The organism is Angelakisella massiliensis (assembly GCF_900104675.1).
GTDB classification, from domain to species: Bacteria; Bacillota; Clostridia; order Oscillospirales; family Ruminococcaceae; genus Angelakisella; species Angelakisella massiliensis.
This window is the reverse complement of record NZ_LT629945.1, coordinates 1,152,586-1,167,806: the sequence shown is the minus strand read 5'-3', so window position 1 is coordinate 1,167,806 and position 15,221 is coordinate 1,152,586. Positions and strand designations below refer to the sequence as shown.

At 54.5% G+C, this 15,221-nt stretch carries 16 protein-coding genes; 7 read left to right on the top strand and 9 right to left on the bottom strand.

The features are described 5' to 3' along the window. Positions 1-232 precede the first annotated feature (232 nt). The 7 genes from BQ5383_RS10900 to BQ5383_RS10870 form a co-directional block, all read right to left on the bottom strand. Entirely contained in the window at positions 233-1,420 is a 1,188-nt protein-coding gene (locus BQ5383_RS10900; protein ID WP_071431924.1) for an NAD(P)/FAD-dependent oxidoreductase, read from the bottom strand. Next, positions 1,413-1,712 (bottom strand): (2Fe-2S)-binding protein, encoded by a 300-nt coding sequence (locus BQ5383_RS10895; protein ID WP_071431922.1) that lies wholly within the window; start codon positions 1,710-1,712, stop codon positions 1,413-1,415. The genes BQ5383_RS10900 and BQ5383_RS10895 overlap by 8 nt, the downstream gene beginning before the upstream one ends. Continuing rightward, positions 1,709-2,218, bottom strand: a complete 510-nt coding sequence (locus tag BQ5383_RS10890) for a 4Fe-4S binding protein (protein WP_071431920.1) — start codon at positions 2,216-2,218, stop codon at positions 1,709-1,711. The genes BQ5383_RS10895 and BQ5383_RS10890 overlap by 4 nt, the downstream gene beginning before the upstream one ends. Beyond that, positions 2,215-3,312, bottom strand: coding sequence for an NAD(P)/FAD-dependent oxidoreductase (locus BQ5383_RS10885; protein ID WP_071431918.1), 1,098 nt, complete (start codon positions 3,310-3,312; stop codon positions 2,215-2,217). Before BQ5383_RS10885 ends, BQ5383_RS10890 begins: the two co-directional genes overlap by 4 nt. After that, positions 3,305-3,622, bottom strand: coding sequence for a (2Fe-2S)-binding protein (locus BQ5383_RS10880; protein WP_071431916.1), 318 nt, complete (start codon positions 3,620-3,622; stop codon positions 3,305-3,307). The genes BQ5383_RS10885 and BQ5383_RS10880 overlap by 8 nt, the downstream gene beginning before the upstream one ends. A gap of 15 nt (positions 3,623-3,637) precedes the next feature. Continuing rightward, positions 3,638-4,909, bottom strand: coding sequence for an L-cysteine desulfidase family protein (locus BQ5383_RS10875; RefSeq protein ID WP_071431914.1), 1,272 nt, complete (start codon positions 4,907-4,909; stop codon positions 3,638-3,640). 272 nt (positions 4,910-5,181) lie between these two features. Further along, a complete protein-coding gene (locus tag BQ5383_RS10870) occupies positions 5,182-5,898 on the bottom strand; it encodes a Crp/Fnr family transcriptional regulator (protein ID WP_235821969.1) in 717 nt (238 codons plus the stop codon). Between the two features lie 66 nt (positions 5,899-5,964). Here BQ5383_RS10870 and BQ5383_RS21120 point away from each other — a divergent pair, with 66 nt between their 5' ends. Further along, positions 5,965-6,129: a hypothetical protein gene (locus BQ5383_RS21120; RefSeq protein ID WP_172724619.1), complete on the top strand. Its 165-nt coding sequence runs from the start codon at positions 5,965-5,967 to the stop codon at positions 6,127-6,129. A gap of 415 nt (positions 6,130-6,544) precedes the next feature. Here the strand turns inward: BQ5383_RS21120 and BQ5383_RS10865 are convergent, their stop codons facing one another. Next, entirely contained in the window at positions 6,545-7,204 is a 660-nt protein-coding gene (locus tag BQ5383_RS10865) for an HD domain-containing protein (protein WP_071431910.1), read from the bottom strand. A 247-nt stretch (positions 7,205-7,451) separates the two neighbouring features. Beyond that, on the bottom strand, positions 7,452-8,603 hold the full coding sequence (gene nagA / locus BQ5383_RS10860) for an N-acetylglucosamine-6-phosphate deacetylase (protein WP_071431908.1): 1,152 nt from the start codon (positions 8,601-8,603) through the stop codon (positions 7,452-7,454). A gap of 280 nt (positions 8,604-8,883) precedes the next feature. Here nagA and BQ5383_RS10855 point away from each other — a divergent pair, with 280 nt between their 5' ends. The 6 genes from BQ5383_RS10855 (at position 8,884) to BQ5383_RS10825 (ending at position 15,168) form a co-directional block, all read left to right on the top strand. Then, positions 8,884-9,768, top strand: a complete 885-nt coding sequence (locus tag BQ5383_RS10855) for an aldose 1-epimerase family protein (RefSeq protein WP_071431906.1) — start codon at positions 8,884-8,886, stop codon at positions 9,766-9,768. A gap of 424 nt (positions 9,769-10,192) precedes the next feature. Further along, positions 10,193-10,441, top strand: coding sequence for a (2Fe-2S) ferredoxin domain-containing protein (locus BQ5383_RS10850; protein ID WP_071435030.1), 249 nt, complete (start codon positions 10,193-10,195; stop codon positions 10,439-10,441). A 149-nt stretch (positions 10,442-10,590) separates the two neighbouring features. Continuing rightward, positions 10,591-12,297: a [Fe-Fe] hydrogenase large subunit C-terminal domain-containing protein gene (locus BQ5383_RS10845; protein WP_071431904.1), complete on the top strand. Its 1,707-nt coding sequence runs from the start codon at positions 10,591-10,593 to the stop codon at positions 12,295-12,297. Then, positions 12,294-13,469, top strand: coding sequence for a SpoIIE family protein phosphatase (locus BQ5383_RS10840; RefSeq protein ID WP_476726762.1), 1,176 nt, complete (start codon positions 12,294-12,296; stop codon positions 13,467-13,469). The genes BQ5383_RS10845 and BQ5383_RS10840 overlap by 4 nt, the downstream gene beginning before the upstream one ends. A 341-nt stretch (positions 13,470-13,810) precedes the next feature. After that, positions 13,811-14,299, top strand: coding sequence for an RNA polymerase sigma factor (locus BQ5383_RS10830; protein WP_071431898.1), 489 nt, complete (start codon positions 13,811-13,813; stop codon positions 14,297-14,299). Then, on the top strand, positions 14,296-15,168 hold the full coding sequence (locus tag BQ5383_RS10825) for a DUF3298 and DUF4163 domain-containing protein (protein WP_071431896.1): 873 nt from the start codon (positions 14,296-14,298) through the stop codon (positions 15,166-15,168). Before BQ5383_RS10830 ends, BQ5383_RS10825 begins: the two co-directional genes overlap by 4 nt. The last annotated feature ends 53 nt before the right edge of the window (positions 15,169-15,221 follow it).

Below are 15,221 nucleotides of genomic sequence, written 5' to 3'. Positions count from 1 at the left end.
AACATTTATGAGTAAAAAAAATGGTTAAAATATACAATAATGTTTATTTTTTTCTTAAGCAATTCCCAAGCCCCAGGGACCACAGGCAGTTTTTTTTCGTCCATTTTGCGCAAAAAACCGCATGAAAAATCGTCATCCATCTTTTGGGAAAGACAAAAGATGGATGACGTGTTCTTACCTGTCAGACAAAATCAAAGCGTTTTCCTGTGTTACAGGGTGTTTTTCTCTGATCTCAGGTGCGGGGGAGATGAAGGTCGAAGCGGTTGGGATCAAAGGAATCCGCGGCGGGAATGTCACTGCGTCCGTCACAGATGAGATCCGCTACCAGCCGTCCGGAGATGGGAGCCAGGCAGATGCCGTCGCCCTCGTGTCCGGCGGCGATGAACATACCGGGCACACCCTTGGCATAACCGATCAGGGGTTTGGAATCCGGAGGATAGGGACGAACGCCGCCCATGGCACGGATGACCCGCATTTCCTTGAGGCCGGGCATCAGATGGACTGCGTTTTCCAGCAGCTCCTGAAGACCTTCATAAGTATTGTTGGTATGATAGCCTACAAACTCACGGGTGGAACCAAAGAGGATGTTGCCCTTGTGAGACTGGGTCAGGGAGATACCAACGCCCAGCTGTGCTTTTCTGGAATGATCGTTCTTCAAAGTGCTGGGATTGTGCTTGGCCACGATGTAGCGGGCGTTGAGGACACAGTGGTTGACATAGGGGGCTACCGCTTCGGTGATGTACACCTGGCCGCGGCGGGGCTTGATGGGAAGGTTGAGGCCGGCCATCTCGCCGATGATGGGCGCCCAGGCTCCGGCGGCGTTGACCACGGTATCAGCGTAGTAGGTCTCGCTGGGGGTGCGAACGCCAACCACGGCTCCCCCTTCCATTACCAGACCGGTAACGGGGGTGTAGGGATGGATCTCCGCTCCCAGACGGGCGGCCCCATCGCTGAAAGCCAGATTCATCTTGAAGGGGTTCACCTCGCCGTCCACAGCGCTGTAGGTGGAAGCGATCACCGCGTCAGGATTGATGCCCGGCTGACGCTTCATGGCGTCGGCGGTGGAGATGATTTCTACATCCATTCCTCTGGCCCGCTGCTTGGCGGTCACTTCCTCCATGATCTTCAGCTCTTCCTCGTTCTCAATGAGGATCATGCCGCCCTTCTGGACGTATTCGATATCGGTGCCCAATTCCTTGGAGAGATTCTTGTACAGCTCCACGCTTTGGAGCGCCAGGGTCAGGTGATCGTTGGGAGCCTTGGACTGGGGAATGACCATCTGATCGCAGGAACCGCTGGCTCCGGCGCAGAAGTAATCCCGTTCCAGCTGGATGACTTTTTTGCCTCTCTTGGAGAGGTAATAGGCCGCCGCGCTGCCGATGACACCGCCGCCGATAATAATAACGTCCGCTTTATTCATGGTCCTCTACCTCCTTCTTGGGGGCGTCGGCGGCCAGATCCGCCACCGAAACACTGCGAACCGGGAAACGATAGGGGCTGTGCTTGATGCAGCCGGGGTCCACCTTCCGCTCACGGAGCATCCGTTCAATATTCTTGCGGCAGGTCATTCCCTGGCAGACGCCCATACCGGCGTTGGTGCGCACTTTAATGGCGGTGAGAGTGGTGGCTCCCGCTTCAATGGCCCGCTCGATATCCGCCACGGTGATCTCCTCGCAGCGGCAAACGTAAATGTTTTCCTTGTTCTCGCTCATTTGTCGAAGCCTCCTCTCTGAATGGTGCGCACAGTCATGCAAAACTCCTTGGGCACTTCCACCGTCACCACAGTGGTGTGGTCATAAGCCGCGGGAGAAAGCACCTTGTGAACGGTACCCATGGTCAGGAACAAACCGTCACGGCCGGCGCAGCGCACCTCATCCCCCACCTTGGGCTGGGGCAGATACTCATAGGGGAAGCTGACCAGAGAGGTGGTCTCGGTGTAATTCTTGTGGACATTGAAGATGGACAGTCCGGGGCAGCGGGCGATGCACAGTCCGCAGCCATTACATTTCTCGCTGTCCAGATGGGGCAGCGCGGTCAGTCCCGGCTCCACGGTGATGGCGCCCCGGGGACAGGCTTCCTTACAGGGATTGCAGGGAATCTCCTGGGCGCACTCAATGCAGGCCACCGGGCCCAGCTCCAGCCGGGCAGCGTCCGGCACACCAGGCAGCGTCGCCAGCAGCTCCTGATCCAACACGCCGGAATATTTTACGTCTTTCATACCTCTGCCTCCCTGTAAAACTCTTTGACCATTTCCTCTTTCGCCAGGAAGCGGCGCTGACCGAAAGCACCGGAGCGCAGGGCGGCCAGATTATCCCGAACGGCTTGCTTCTTTTCCGCTGTTTTCTCGTTGGACAGTCCCAGGCTTTCCGCAGCGGCGATACCGGCAAGGCGTCCTTCCTCAATGGCGGTGCTGGCTTCCTCCACACCAGCGATATCGCCGGCCACATAGTAGATGGGGTTGGAGGTGCGCATATTTTCATCATGGAGGGGAACCATTCCGCCCAAAGTGCCGTTTTCTGTCAGGCGGCATCCGGCCAGAGAAGCCAGTTCCACCATGGGGGTCAAGCCAACGGCCATGCAGACAGTATCAGCATCCAGCACTTCCTCGGTGCCCTCGATCTTGTTGAAATGCTCATCCAGCGCGATCAGCTCCACCTTTTCCACCTTGCCGTCGCCCCAGACCCGGTTGACAGTGTGGGACAGGTAGATGGGAACAGCGGAACGCTTCAGCTTGGCAGCGTGGACCGCGTAACCGCCGATGGCAGGAGCGGCTTCCACCAGAGCACGGACGGTAGCGCCCGCCTGCATCAGCTGATAGGAGATGATCAGGCCCACGTTGCCGGAACCAATCATGACCACATTCTTGCCGGGAAGCACCCGATGCTCGTTGATCATGGTCTGGGCGGCGCCGGCTGTCATAACGCCGGGGAGGGTGGAACCTTCAAAGCAGAGGTTATTTTCAATAGCGCCGGTAGCCAGGATCACACGGTCTGCCTGGATGCTGCGAACGCCCTCGGCGGAACCGTAAACCACACGACCGTCGGGATAAACACCATAAACAGGATACCCCAGATGGACTTCCACGCCCTGGCTCTCCGTTTCCTCCAGCAGCTGACGGCCGATATCCACGCCGCGAACTCCGGCCTTATGGGCTCTGGAGCCGAAGAATTTGTGGATCTGCTTGAACAGCTGTCCGCCGGGCTTCTGGTTCTCGTCGATCAGAACCACCTTGGCTCCCGCTTCCGCAGCCTGGATGGCGGCGGAAAGACCGGCGGGACCGGCTCCCACGATGACAATGAGATTGTTATTCATGTGTCACATCCTCCTCTCCGAGACCATGCTGGGTACGAACGTCCATCCCTTCCCGTACAGGGGTCACACAGGTACGGACATTGGGCACACCGTCCACTACCATCTTGCAGTCATTGCAGCGTCCGATGCCGCAGAACAGACTGCGGGGCTGGTTTTTCTTGGCTGTGTACCGGAAGGTGCGCACACCGGCGGCTACCAAAGCGGCCGCCACAGGCTCGCCGGTCACGGCAGGAATCTGCTTGCCGTCAAAGTAAATATAGGTATCCGGCTGACGGCTCTCGCCCAGAATCGGATGATTTTCTACACGCATGTTACCTTCTCCTTTTTATTGACCGATCATCATATGCAGAATCTCGATGTCTGTTTCTTTCATACCATCGCGGCCCAGACGCATGATGTTGCGCACGGTAGCATCAGCATCTTCTGCCACCAGACCTTCACCGTCGCCGAAGGCCTTTCCTGCCAGAGCCAAGTCTCCTGCGAACAGGGCGGCATCCACCGCGCTGGCGATCTTGGCCGCGCAGGAAGCTTTGGCGCCGTCGCAGACAATACCGGAGGTGTTGGCCAGGGTGTTGATGATGGTGCGGCAAACCGCGTCATAATCTCCGCCCCGCAGCCAGGTGATGGCAGCTCCGGCGGCACATCCCGCACCTACTGCGCCGCAGAAGGCGGACAGCTTGCCGATACCGGATTTGATGTAGATAGCGGTGAGGTTGGACAGCACCAGGGCGCGGTACAGCGTCTCCTGGCTGACGCCCAGCTCTTTGGCGTAGGTGATAACAGGCAGGGAAACGGTCATGCCCTGATTGCCGGAACCGGAATTGATCACTACCGGCAGCACGCAGCCGCCCATGCGGGCGTCACTTCCCGCGGCGGGCATCGCTCTGGCCATGGTGCGGACGCTGTCGCCATAGTTTTCTTTGATGCTGGCGCCTACGCCGCAGCCATAGGTGCCCTTCATTCCTTCCTCCGCAATGCGGGTGTTGCACTGGATCTGACGATCCAGCACAGGGATCAGGTCGGTCAGATCCCCCTGGAGCGCAAACTGGAAGATGCTTTCCAAATCCATCTCCGGACCGGAGGCAGAATTGGTGTGAGCTGAGGCAGGCTTGTCCTCATACAGCACCTCATGATCCTTTTCGATCCGGGTAATGTGGGTGTGGCTGTCCTGTACCTCCACCAGGGCTTCATGCTCTCCGGCAATGGCCCACACAATGATATACAGATTGCTCACATCCCGGATCAGTTCTACCTGACAGATCTTTTCCGCCACCAGCTGCTTGGTTTTTTCGATATCCTTAGGGGTAACACCCGAAAGAACCTCCAGCTTCTTTTCACTGTCTCCGGCAAGGGCGCCCAGAATGGCGCTGGTGTCGATTCCTTTCATATTGCCGGTGGTAGGCACAATGACGCCTTTGACGTTTTTGATGATGTTACCGCTGCACTGAACAACCAGCCGCTGCGGCATACAGCCCAGCACCTCTCTGGCCCTCGCCGCGGCAAAGGCGATGGCAATGGGCTCGGTACAGCCCAAAGCGGGGACCAGTTCTTCCTGAAGAAGCGCGGTATAACGTTCGCAGGTATTTTTGTCCAACATATCTTCAGCTTGTCTCCTTTATTGGTGAGTCTCATTTTAGGGGATCGGAAAGTGGCAGCGCGCCTAAAACAACAAAACAACGTACGCCATCCAATCTCGAGGAAACCTTGGGCGCAAAGGGCAACCATCGAGATTTATGGGTACGTTGTTTTTACAGCACCAGTATAGGAGAATTTTCAGAAAAAAGATGTATCAAACGATACCAGTACGACACAAAAAAATCAAAGATTTTTTTGGCTAAAACTAACAAATCACAAAATCATCCATCTGTATCACCGGGAACTTTGCATATACTTATGATACTGTTCGGCACTGACCTGGATTCTTCGGTTGATAATGCGGATAAAGCCTTCATTGCAAAGCTCCGTCAGCTGGCGGCTGATGGTGACCCGGGCGCCGCCGACGATCTCTCCCAGTTCGCTGTGGGTATAGTGGATGCGCAGATTATACCAGCCGGGATCAGTCATATTTTCCCGCTCCACCGCGGCGCAGAACAATCTCTTCAGCCGGTTCTTGCATGAATTAAAGGCCAGATTGCCGATCTCATAGCGGAGGATCAGCATCTTATGGGCGAAGCAGCGCAGCAGTGTATCCCGGAACAGTTCATTTTCCCGCATCAGGCGATAGGTCTCGCTGGCAGGAATCAGATAGATGGTGGTTTTGGTTTCAGTTTGGGAATATAAGCTGGTCTCTTTTCCCAAAAACAAAGCAGTCTCGCCGAAAAACCAGCCCGAGGACAAGGTATAGAGGATCTTGAAACAACCCTCATTATTATCCATGTAGTGCTTGGTACGTCCGCTCTTGATGTAGTAAATGCCGTCAATGGTTTCCCCCGGCATCTGAAAAATGTGCTTGGGAGGATAAACCATACGCTGTGACACAGGTGCCAGCAAGGCTTCCAATTGTTCATTTTCCTGCGAGGATGTCATCAATGTCGAACGTTCAAACATTTCCAAAACAATCACCTTCCCATCGTCTCTACTTCTCATCGGCGTTCTTTCTGCATTTCAGCCATTCGTCCAAAAGTGCGCACGGCATTTACAGAAGGTGCTTTTATGAACAAATATTTTGAAATCCATCCCCAAAAAGAGTTTCCCTCTTTTCGCGCAGCTATCAGCGGCTTTGAAAACAGTTTGATCTCTTTTGATGTTTATTCTGTCTTCAGCAGCCGCTGCAAAAAGCAATATGATTCATATAAAAAAGTGACCCAAAGGCTATGAGATATACCTTTCGCCTATATAGGAAAAACCATCCTGGCGATATTTTCTATCAGCAGTTATATACATATAATTAATTGTACCATAAACGTAAAACTGTAGTCAAGTCAAACAAAACTGCCCCCCTTTGGAAGAATAAAGGGGAGCAAATTGCATATTATCTGATTTGAATAAAAATACCAGTCCAAGTCAGGCCCCGACCCCGCCAAAAAACGGCTGACCTGCCGTGACACAGGGCCAGTGCCTTCATCCGCCGCTAATCAGCCGCAAAATACGGCGTCAAGCGTTGAAAATCAAAGAGCGCAGACTGGATAATCTTACCTCTGGCTCTCCTCCAGGCTCCTACAGCCTCAGGCGAAAATCGAAGCCATATCAGCGGACCAAAATTGGGGTAACAGGGACACGGCACAAATCCATCTTACAGCAGCACCTGGCCATTGATGACCAGCTGAAAACGCAGCCCCAGCTTATCCGCGGCCTTTCGGCAAAGGATCATACGGTCCAGAAAAATTTCAAAATAATCCATTACCGCGGAAATACTGGTATCAATAGTAATGGTCAGAATGAACCGCTGACGATCCTCGCTGATGGTGGCGGAAGCCTCTGTTACAGCGTAATTGACCCGGTCATGAATATCAAAGGTAGAAAAATCACGGTTGCGCACACGGCTGCGGCGCACATCCGTCTTGTCCGCCAGGATGAGAGCAGCCGCCACAGGATTGACCGGAAAGGCGGTGGATTCATCATGGTTGCCGATAGCGCTGATGATGGTGGCGATTTCCTCCGCCTCCGCCCCCATCTTGTCCAACAGACGGAAGGCCATCACCGCACCACTCTGGGCGTGGTCGATGCGGTTGATCACATTGCCGATATCATGGAGATACCCGGCGATGCGGGCCAGCTCCGCTTCCCTGGGAGAATACCCCAGCGTCAGCAGAATATCCCGGGCCTTATCCGCCACCAGACAGACATGGGCAAAGCTATGCTCGGTATAACCCAAAGCAATCAGGGTTTCGTCCTCTTTTTGAATATAAGTACGGATCTGAGGATCTTTGCGGATCTGCTCAAAAGTAATCATCAAATGGGTCCTTTCCTGCAACTTGCCGAAACACACGGCATCCCCTTCAGTCCGGGGGCTTGTCTGAATACATACCCAAAGGCGGCCTAACCTTCCATTTCAGTCAGCTGCGTCTTTTGCCGGGTATCATCCGCCGCTCTGTAAGGGCAAAAAACTGATGCGTTCCCGCCCTTCCTCACTCAGCCAAAACAAAGGCGCAAACATGGCGGACCGCCGCCCTGCTCCATAGTTTATCCCGGCGGGACAATTATTTTCCTGCCTGATACAGCAGTTCTCCCTCGGAGAAGGTGGCCAGAACCCGATATTTGTCATCCAGCATCACCATATCCGCGTCCTTGCCCACATCCAGAGAACCCTTCCGGTGGAAAATACCCAGCATCCGGGCAGGATTCTCAGTCAGCAGCGGCACTACCTTTTCCACCGGCAGGCCGGTAAACTCCATCATATTGCGCAGCGCCTGAATGGTGGTCAGGATGCTGCCGGCATGAACATCGGTACCCATGATCTTTGCCTCACCGCCGCGGACCACAACATTATTGTTTCCCAGCTTATAGATTCCTTCCCGCATTCCCGCGGCCATCATACTGTCGGTAACGGCGATCACACGGCCAAGGCCCTTGGTTTTCAGCAGCAGCCGGAACACGGCAGGATGAAGATGCTTACCGTCACAGATGGCTTCGCAGTAGCCATCGCTTTCCAGCACAGCGGTGGTGATGGCAGGGGCATGATGATGCAGCGGCTTCATGGCGTTGAAGGTATGGGTAGCGCTGATTGCCCCCGCTTCAATGCAGCGGACAGCTGTTTCATAATCCGCCCCGCTGTGGCCCAGAGAGACCCGCACCCCCTCCATGGACAGGCGCTTGGTCAGTTCCGCCGCCCCCTCCAGCTCGGGAGAAAGGGTGATCAGACGAATCTGCCCTCCGGAAGCATCCTGGAGGCGTTTGAACAAGGGGTAGCTGCATGGCTGCAGCAGCTCTTCCGGCATAGCGCCTTTATAAGCGGCATCCAGAAAGGGGCCTTCCAGATGGATCCCATAAATCTGACTGCACTTGAGGGTATTTTTGGCCTGGACCACCGACAAAATGGACCGGAGCATATTTTCCTCCGTGTCTGTCATAATGGCCGGCAGAAAGGTGGTAGTGCCCTGGGAGGCAAAAAAATCCCGGACACCGCGGACATCCTTGGCCTCGGCGTGATTAAAGTCCACCCCGTTTGCACCATGGGTATGGATGTCGATAAAGCCTGGCAGAATCAGGTTTTCCCGGGCATCAAAGGTTTTGCCATAAGTATCTCCGGGGGGCATGATCCCCTTGATTTTCCCGTCCACAACCTTCAAATTGCACTTGCGGACAGCCCCGCCGATGACCGCGCGGGCATTGATAATGGTCAGACTGGCCATAGTGGAATCCTCTCTCTTTCCCCGGTGCATCAAAAAATGACCGTTGTTTTTGCTGGACAAAAAAGGTAAAATTTATGTAAAGAAGCTGTTTTGGCCGCTGGGGCAGTAGCAATCAATGAAAAAATACGTTATGATTGCAAGGAAGGGCTTTTCCCTCTTTCTGTCTCTTTCAGTCTATACAAGGTTGCAAGGATTGTCAATAAATCAGCGGCAAATTTTGTCCACTGCGGCAGAAGGAATAACCAGGCCGGCGTCTCTCAGAAAAAGGAGTGCTTTGACTATGGAACTGACGATGGAAAACCAATTTCTTCGGGTGGAAGTCACCAGCTTCGGCGCGGAGCTGACCTCCTTATATCATAAGGGCACCCAGCGGGAATATATCTGGGGCGGTGACAGCAATATCTGGTCCCGCCAGTCCCCCATTCTTTTCCCAAACTGCGGCTCGGTCAAAAACGGTACGTTTCTGATGGGGGGCAAGCCTTACAAAGGCGTACAGCACGGCTTTGCAAAGGATCTGATGCATCATATTGTCTGCGCCGATGATCGTGTGGTCACCTTCCGCCTGGAAAATTCCAAGGAAACAGCGGATTTTTACCCCTGGCCCTTCTCTCTGCGCACCACCTATAAACTGGACAAGAACTCCCTCATCTGCCAGTATAATGTTGTCAATTGCCACACGGATCCCATTTATTTCAGCCTGGGCTTTCACACCGGCCTGCGGTGTCCCTTCGCGGTGGGAACAGCCGCCAGCGATTACGCTGTTGTATTTGAGCATGGGGAAAAGCTCACCTATCTGGCCCAGAATGAAGAGGGGCGGCTGCTTCATAAAGCCTATGAAATGGATCTGCCCGACGGGCGCATCCCCATTACCAAAGGGATCTTCAGCAACAGCCTGGTGCTGATGGGGGTGGAATCCAGTTACATCCAGCTGGAAGAAACTCTCAGCGGAGATTACATCCGGGTGCGGGGCACCAATACTCCTTATACTGTACTGTGGAGCGTTCCGGACAATGTGGCCGCTGTCTGCATTGAGCCTTGGTATGGCATCGGAGATTTTGCCGACGCCTCGGGAAAAATAGAGGAAAAGGCAGGGATCATTTGCCTGCCTGCAGGACAGGAATTCACCTGCAGCCAGGTGCTGGAGGTAGGCACCCACAGCCACTGAGTTCTCCTTCCCAAGTCGGATGGTGTTTGCCGCTATCCAGTCTCATCTTTTCCATGTGAGGTCCTCCGGGCGAATGGCCTCCCAGGCATCTGTGGGGATGAGATTAAAAACAGCATGATGGAGCGTCCAAAATACAGGGCACCGTTTCGCCTTTACTTGGAAAACCCAGCACTCGTATCAGCAAAATGATTTCGCCATAGGGCTCGGTGTGATGACCGGGCCTTTTTTATGGGAATAATAAAAACAGGCGTTAAAAGCTTAACAAATTTAGAGAGTTGTTTTCTTGCTTTTCAGGGTGGTTTGTTGTAAACTGAAAAGCGGAAAATCTTCACAATCCGGCGTTTTCCCCGCTGCTGAGATGGGGAAGGAAAGACGCCTGATGGACGATAGCCGGTTTTCCGGCGGAATAGGAGTAACAGCAAAAATGAAGATTTATGTCTGCATCGGCAGCTCCTGCCACCTGAAGGGTTCCTATGACATCATCGCCGTACTCAAAAAGCTGGTGAGTGACCGGGGGCTGGAAAAGGAGGTCAGTCTCAACGCTTCCTTCTGCCTGGGTCATTGTATGGATGGCGTCACCATCAAAATCGACGATCAGCTGATCACCGGCGTCACCCCCCAGAACATCACCGAGATTTTTGACCGGGCCTGGGCGGAGCGGCATCCTGCCTGACCGGTCTCAACAAAACAGAATGTTCCGCTCCAAGGGTGGAACCATGTCAGCCCGGCGGCAAAGGTGTTCCCTTCCCCCGGGCTGTTTTCATCTATCTGTCAGAAAAGGGCGGCCTTCGGCGCTGCCTCAAAAGGAAAGGAAGCGACACCATGGAGATCCTGGGCCTGAAAAAAGCCAACTGCAAAAACTGTCACCGGTGTATCCGGGAATGTCCTGTAAAATCCATTGAGTTTTCCAGCCAGCAGGCACGAATCATCAAGGACGAGTGTATCCTTTGCGGCCGCTGTGTCATTACCTGTCCCCAAAACGCCAAGGTGGTCCGCAATGATGTGGCTCAGGTCCGTCAGGCCATGGCGGAAGGCCGCAAGGTCATCGCCAGTGTCGCCCCTTCCTTTATTGTGGATTTCCCTGTGGAGGGGATTGAGCAGATGCGGCAGCTGCTGGCTGGTCTGGGGTTTGCCGGAACCGAAGAGACGGCGGTGGGCGCCCATATCGTCAAATCGGAATATGAGCGGATCGTCCGTCAGGCCAAACAGGATGTGGTCATTACCACCTGCTGTCCTTCCGTCATTAAACTCATCCAGAAATATCACCCCCAGATGCTGGGATGTCTGGCTCCTGTCATCTCCCCCATGGACGCTCATGGCAAGCTGATCAAGGAAAAGGACCCCGACGCCTATGTGGTCTTTATCGGCCCCTGCATCTCCAAAAAGGCGGAAATTGAGGAATATCCCACCGGAATAGACTGTGTCCTCACCTTTGAGGAGGTGCGGGACTGGCTGGCAGAAGCACAGATCACCCCCCCCACCGTCCCCTGCGATAAATCCGGGGCCATGTCCCGCTTTTTCCCCAAAACCGGCGGCATCATCCAGAGCATGAACCGCACCGGCACCGGTTACCGCTACTATGCCATAGATGGAGCGGAAAAGTGCATCCAGGCCCTCAAGGACCTGGAAAACGGCAATCTCCACCACTGCTTTGTGGAAATGAGCATCTGCGAGGGCAGCTGCATCAACGGTCCCATGGTCCGCTCTTTCCGGGGCGGCGGAATGCTGGAGTGCCATGACAAGGTGACGGATTATGCCGCTCCCGGCTATCCGGACCATATGGATTACCGGGACTTCACTCCCCAGTACCATTTTTCTCTGGACAAGACGGTTCGTCCCGAACTGGTGCGGGAACAGGTTCCGGGAGAAAAGGAGCTGCGTGAGATCCTGGAGAAGATGGGCAAATTCATGCCGGAGCAGGAGCTTAACTGCGGCAGCTGCGGCTATCCCACCTGCCGGGAAAAGGCCAAAGCGGTTTATAACGGCAAGGCGGAAATCACCATGTGCCTGCCTTATATGAAAGAACGGGCGGAATCCTTCTCGGATAAGATCATCAGCTCCACCCCCAACGCCATTCTGGTGCTGGATGAAAATCTGGTGATCCAGCAGCTCAACCAGGCGGCCTGCCACCTGCTGGGGCTGAGCCGTCCGGATCAGGCGGTCAAAAAGGATGTCAGCGAGCTGCTGGACCCCACGGACTTTGCCTATGTGCTGGCTGACGGGCGGAGCATCACTGATAAAAAAACCTGGCTGGGCGAGGTGGACCGGTTTGTGGAGGAGACCATCGTCTACGATATCGACAGCAAACTTCTCATCGCCCTGATGAAGGATATCACCGAACAGCAGCGGCGGGAACGGAAAGCGGCGGAGCTGCGGCAGCAGACCATTGAGGTGACCGACCGGATCGTGGAAAAGCAGATGCGGGTGGTGCAGGAAATCGCCTCCCTGCTGGGCGAAACCACCGCTGAAACCAAGGTGGCCCTGACCAAGCTGAAAAAAGCAGTGGACAGCAGTGAGGAGCGGCAATGATGGAAAAGCTCTATATGGAATCAGGCTGGCTGAGCCTGAACAAAATGGGAGAGGAACTGTGCGGTGACCGGGTGGAGTGCATCAATCTGGAAAACTGCTACCTGATGGTGCTGGCGGACGGCCTGGGCAGCGGCGTCAAAGCCAACATTCTTTCCACCCTCACCTCCAAGATCATCTCCACCATGCTGGCCAATGACATGACCATTGAGGAATGTGTGGAAACCATCGCCAACACCCTGCCGGTCTGCTCCCAGCGGCAGGTGGCCTATTCCACCTTCACCATTCTCCAGGCTTTCAAGACCACCGGCGAGGTGATCATCACCCAGTTTGACAACCCCCAGGTAATCATCCTGCGGGATGGCAAATCTATCCCCTACCCCATGGAGGAGCGGGTGATCGCGGGGAAAAAGATTCAAATCACCCATTTTCAGGGGCAGGTGGGAGATCTGCTGCTGATGATGAGCGACGGCACCATCCACGCCGGAGTGGGCACCGTGCTCAACTTTGGCTGGCAGCTGCCGGAGATCATCGAATACGCCCAGCGGAAATACAAGCCGGACCTGTCCGCCCGGTCTATGGCGGGCATCATCTGCGACGCCTGCCGGGATCTGTACATGGATATGCCCGGGGACGACACCACCGTGGCGGCGCTGCGCATCCGGCGGCACCGGGAAGTGAACCTGATGATCGGCCCTCCCGTGGACCCTGCCCAGGACGAGGAGATCTGCCGGGACTTCTTCGCCCTGCCGGGAAAGCATATCGTTTGCGGCGGCACCACCTCCACCCTGGTCAGCCGGTATCTGGGCCAGCCGGTCAACCCCAGCATCGACTACATTGATCCCAAAATTCCGCCCATCGCCTTTATCAAGGGGGTGGACCTGGTGACCGAAGGAGTCATCACCCTGGGGCGGGTGGTGGAGCTGGCTCAGAAATTCGTCTCCAGCCAGGACACCGATACCCCCTGGCGCACCAGCAAAGACGGCGCTTCCCTCATCGCCCGGCTGCTTTTTGAGGAGGCGACCAAGGTGGAATTGTATGTGGGCCGGGCCATCAATCCCGCTCATCAGAATCCCAACCTTCCTCTGAACCTGAGCCTGAAGCTGCGGTTGATGGAAGATCTGGCGGCACTGCTGGAAAAGATGGACAAACGGGTATCTCTGCGTTACTATTGAATCATAGGCGAAATGAATGCGGACGGACGGCAATCTCCCATACAGAGGCGCCGTCCGTCTCTTTTTATCCCCACTTCTCTCTCCCGGCTGGAAGCAGCAAGTTTCAGGAGGCCGCCGGAAGTAAATTTTTTGCCCTCAGCATTCTATGACAGAATAAAATCAAACCTTTGCTGCGGGGAAGCTGGCTTTCAAAGTCGCTGATCATCAGCAGCTTTCGGCGTCTGTTTACTCTTCTTCCCCTTTTGATTTCTTTGTCCCTTCCATCCCCATAAATTTTTTCTTTTTCAGTGCAGCTTTTTGCCCTCACGGCCCGTGTTATCTGATGAAAGGAGGTTGGAGCCATGTTTCCGTCCCCGCCTGAGGAGCTGGCGCAGATGGCGGTTTCCCGTTACGGGGAAATGGTGTATCGTCTGGCTTTTTCTCATACCGGTTCCCGTCAGGATGCTGATGATATCTATCAGGAAGTGTTTCTCAGGCTGGTGCGCCGCCCCAACGTCTTTGAGGACGAGGAACATCTTCGTGCCTGGTTGATCCGGGTAACTGTCAACTGCTGCAATTCCCTGTGGCGCTCCCCCTGGAAGCGGAGAACCGTGCCATTGTCTCAGGTGGAAGAAACAGCGGCTGCGGATGAACCGGAGCTGACAGGACTGACGGAGGCCTTACAGCGCCTTTCTCCCAAAGACCGCACTGTGATCCATCTGTTTTATTACGAAGATTTACCGGTGGCGCAAATGTCCCGTCTTTTGGGAGAGAGGGAAAGTACCATCCGTTCCCGTCTGACCCGGGCACGTCAACGACTGAAGCTGCTTCTGGAAGGAGGAGAAACATGAACCGTGAAGAGTATAACCGATTGATGGATCAAGTCTCACCCTCACCGGAACTGGTAAACCGCACCAGAGAGCGGATACGGCAGGAAGGCGAAAAACGCCGGAAAACTGCACAGCGCCAACACTTTCAGTTTTCATTATTCCGCCGGACCCTGGCTGCCGCCGCGGCAATGCTGGTGATCAGCGTCAATATCAGTCCCGCTTTCGGTGAAATGCTGGAAAAGGTTCCTCTGTTGGGACAGGCGGTACAGGTGGTAACCGTACGGAACTGGTTTTCCCAGGAGGGCGACAGCCAGACCACTGTCCGTCAGCCGGGCTTGTCCGGCGAGGATGCCTCCTGGACTATGAACGTCAATGAAGAGATCCAGGCGACGGTGGATCGTTACCTGGCGGAAGCAAACCAGCGTCTGGAAGAATACAAGCGGGCATTTTTGGCCACCGGCGGCAGCGAGGAAGAATTCAGCAGCCACAATTTCCAGGTATCGGTGGACTATGAAATCAAATGCCAGAATGACCAGTATCTTTCCTATGTCCTGTACGGCAGAGAAAATTGGACGGGAGGATATCAGGTGACTCAGTTCTATAACTTTGATTTGACCACAGGACAGTCCCTCACCATGGAAAATCTGCTGGGAGAACAGTGGAAGGAACTGGCAGATCAGTCTGTACGTCAGCAAATGGCTCAAAAAGACCCCGACGGAACCCTTTACTTTGCGCCGGAGGAGGGAGGCTTTACGGGAGTAACGGAGCAAACCCCTTTCTATTTGGATGAAAATGGAAAACCGGTACTGTATTTTGCTCCTTATACCATTGCTCCCGGGGGCTATGGTCCTCAGACCTTCTCCATTGAGACAATGTCAACAGCGTCATGATCACAGGATTTTGAGAAAACGACCCATAAAAAATTCATATAAAAGGAGAGCTT

What these genes read in the sequence shown, in the direction of transcription:
- BQ5383_RS10900 (WP_071431924.1), bottom strand. Translation starts at nt 1,420, where the DNA reads ATGAATAAAGCGGACGTTATTATTATCGGCGGCGGTGTCATCGGCAGC.
- BQ5383_RS10895 (WP_071431922.1), bottom strand. Translation starts at nt 1,712, where the DNA reads ATGAGCGAGAACAAGGAAAACATTTACGTTTGCCGCTGCGAGGAGATC.
- BQ5383_RS10890 (WP_071431920.1), bottom strand. Translation starts at nt 2,218, where the DNA reads ATGAAAGACGTAAAATATTCCGGCGTGTTGGATCAGGAGCTGCTGGCG.
- BQ5383_RS10885 (WP_071431918.1), bottom strand. Translation starts at nt 3,312, where the DNA reads ATGAATAACAATCTCATTGTCATCGTGGGAGCCGGTCCCGCCGGTCTT.
- BQ5383_RS10880 (WP_071431916.1), bottom strand. Translation starts at nt 3,622, where the DNA reads ATGCGTGTAGAAAATCATCCGATTCTGGGCGAGAGCCGTCAGCCGGAT.
- BQ5383_RS10875 (WP_071431914.1), bottom strand. Translation starts at nt 4,909, where the DNA reads ATGTTGGACAAAAATACCTGCGAACGTTATACCGCGCTTCTTCAGGAA.
- BQ5383_RS10870 (WP_235821969.1), bottom strand. Translation starts at nt 5,898, where the DNA reads ATGAGAAGTAGAGACGATGGGAAGGTGATTGTTTTGGAAATGTTTGAA.
- BQ5383_RS21120 (WP_172724619.1), top strand. Translation starts at nt 5,965, where the DNA reads ATGAACAAATATTTTGAAATCCATCCCCAAAAAGAGTTTCCCTCTTTT.
- BQ5383_RS10865 (WP_071431910.1), bottom strand. Translation starts at nt 7,204, where the DNA reads ATGATTACTTTTGAGCAGATCCGCAAAGATCCTCAGATCCGTACTTAT.
- nagA (WP_071431908.1), bottom strand. Translation starts at nt 8,603, where the DNA reads ATGGCCAGTCTGACCATTATCAATGCCCGCGCGGTCATCGGCGGGGCT.
- BQ5383_RS10855 (WP_071431906.1), top strand. Translation starts at nt 8,884, where the DNA reads ATGGAACTGACGATGGAAAACCAATTTCTTCGGGTGGAAGTCACCAGC.
- BQ5383_RS10850 (WP_071435030.1), top strand. Translation starts at nt 10,193, where the DNA reads ATGAAGATTTATGTCTGCATCGGCAGCTCCTGCCACCTGAAGGGTTCC.
- BQ5383_RS10845 (WP_071431904.1), top strand. Translation starts at nt 10,591, where the DNA reads ATGGAGATCCTGGGCCTGAAAAAAGCCAACTGCAAAAACTGTCACCGG.
- BQ5383_RS10840 (WP_476726762.1), top strand. Translation starts at nt 12,294, where the DNA reads ATGATGGAAAAGCTCTATATGGAATCAGGCTGGCTGAGCCTGAACAAA.
- BQ5383_RS10830 (WP_071431898.1), top strand. Translation starts at nt 13,811, where the DNA reads ATGTTTCCGTCCCCGCCTGAGGAGCTGGCGCAGATGGCGGTTTCCCGT.
- BQ5383_RS10825 (WP_071431896.1), top strand. Translation starts at nt 14,296, where the DNA reads ATGAACCGTGAAGAGTATAACCGATTGATGGATCAAGTCTCACCCTCA.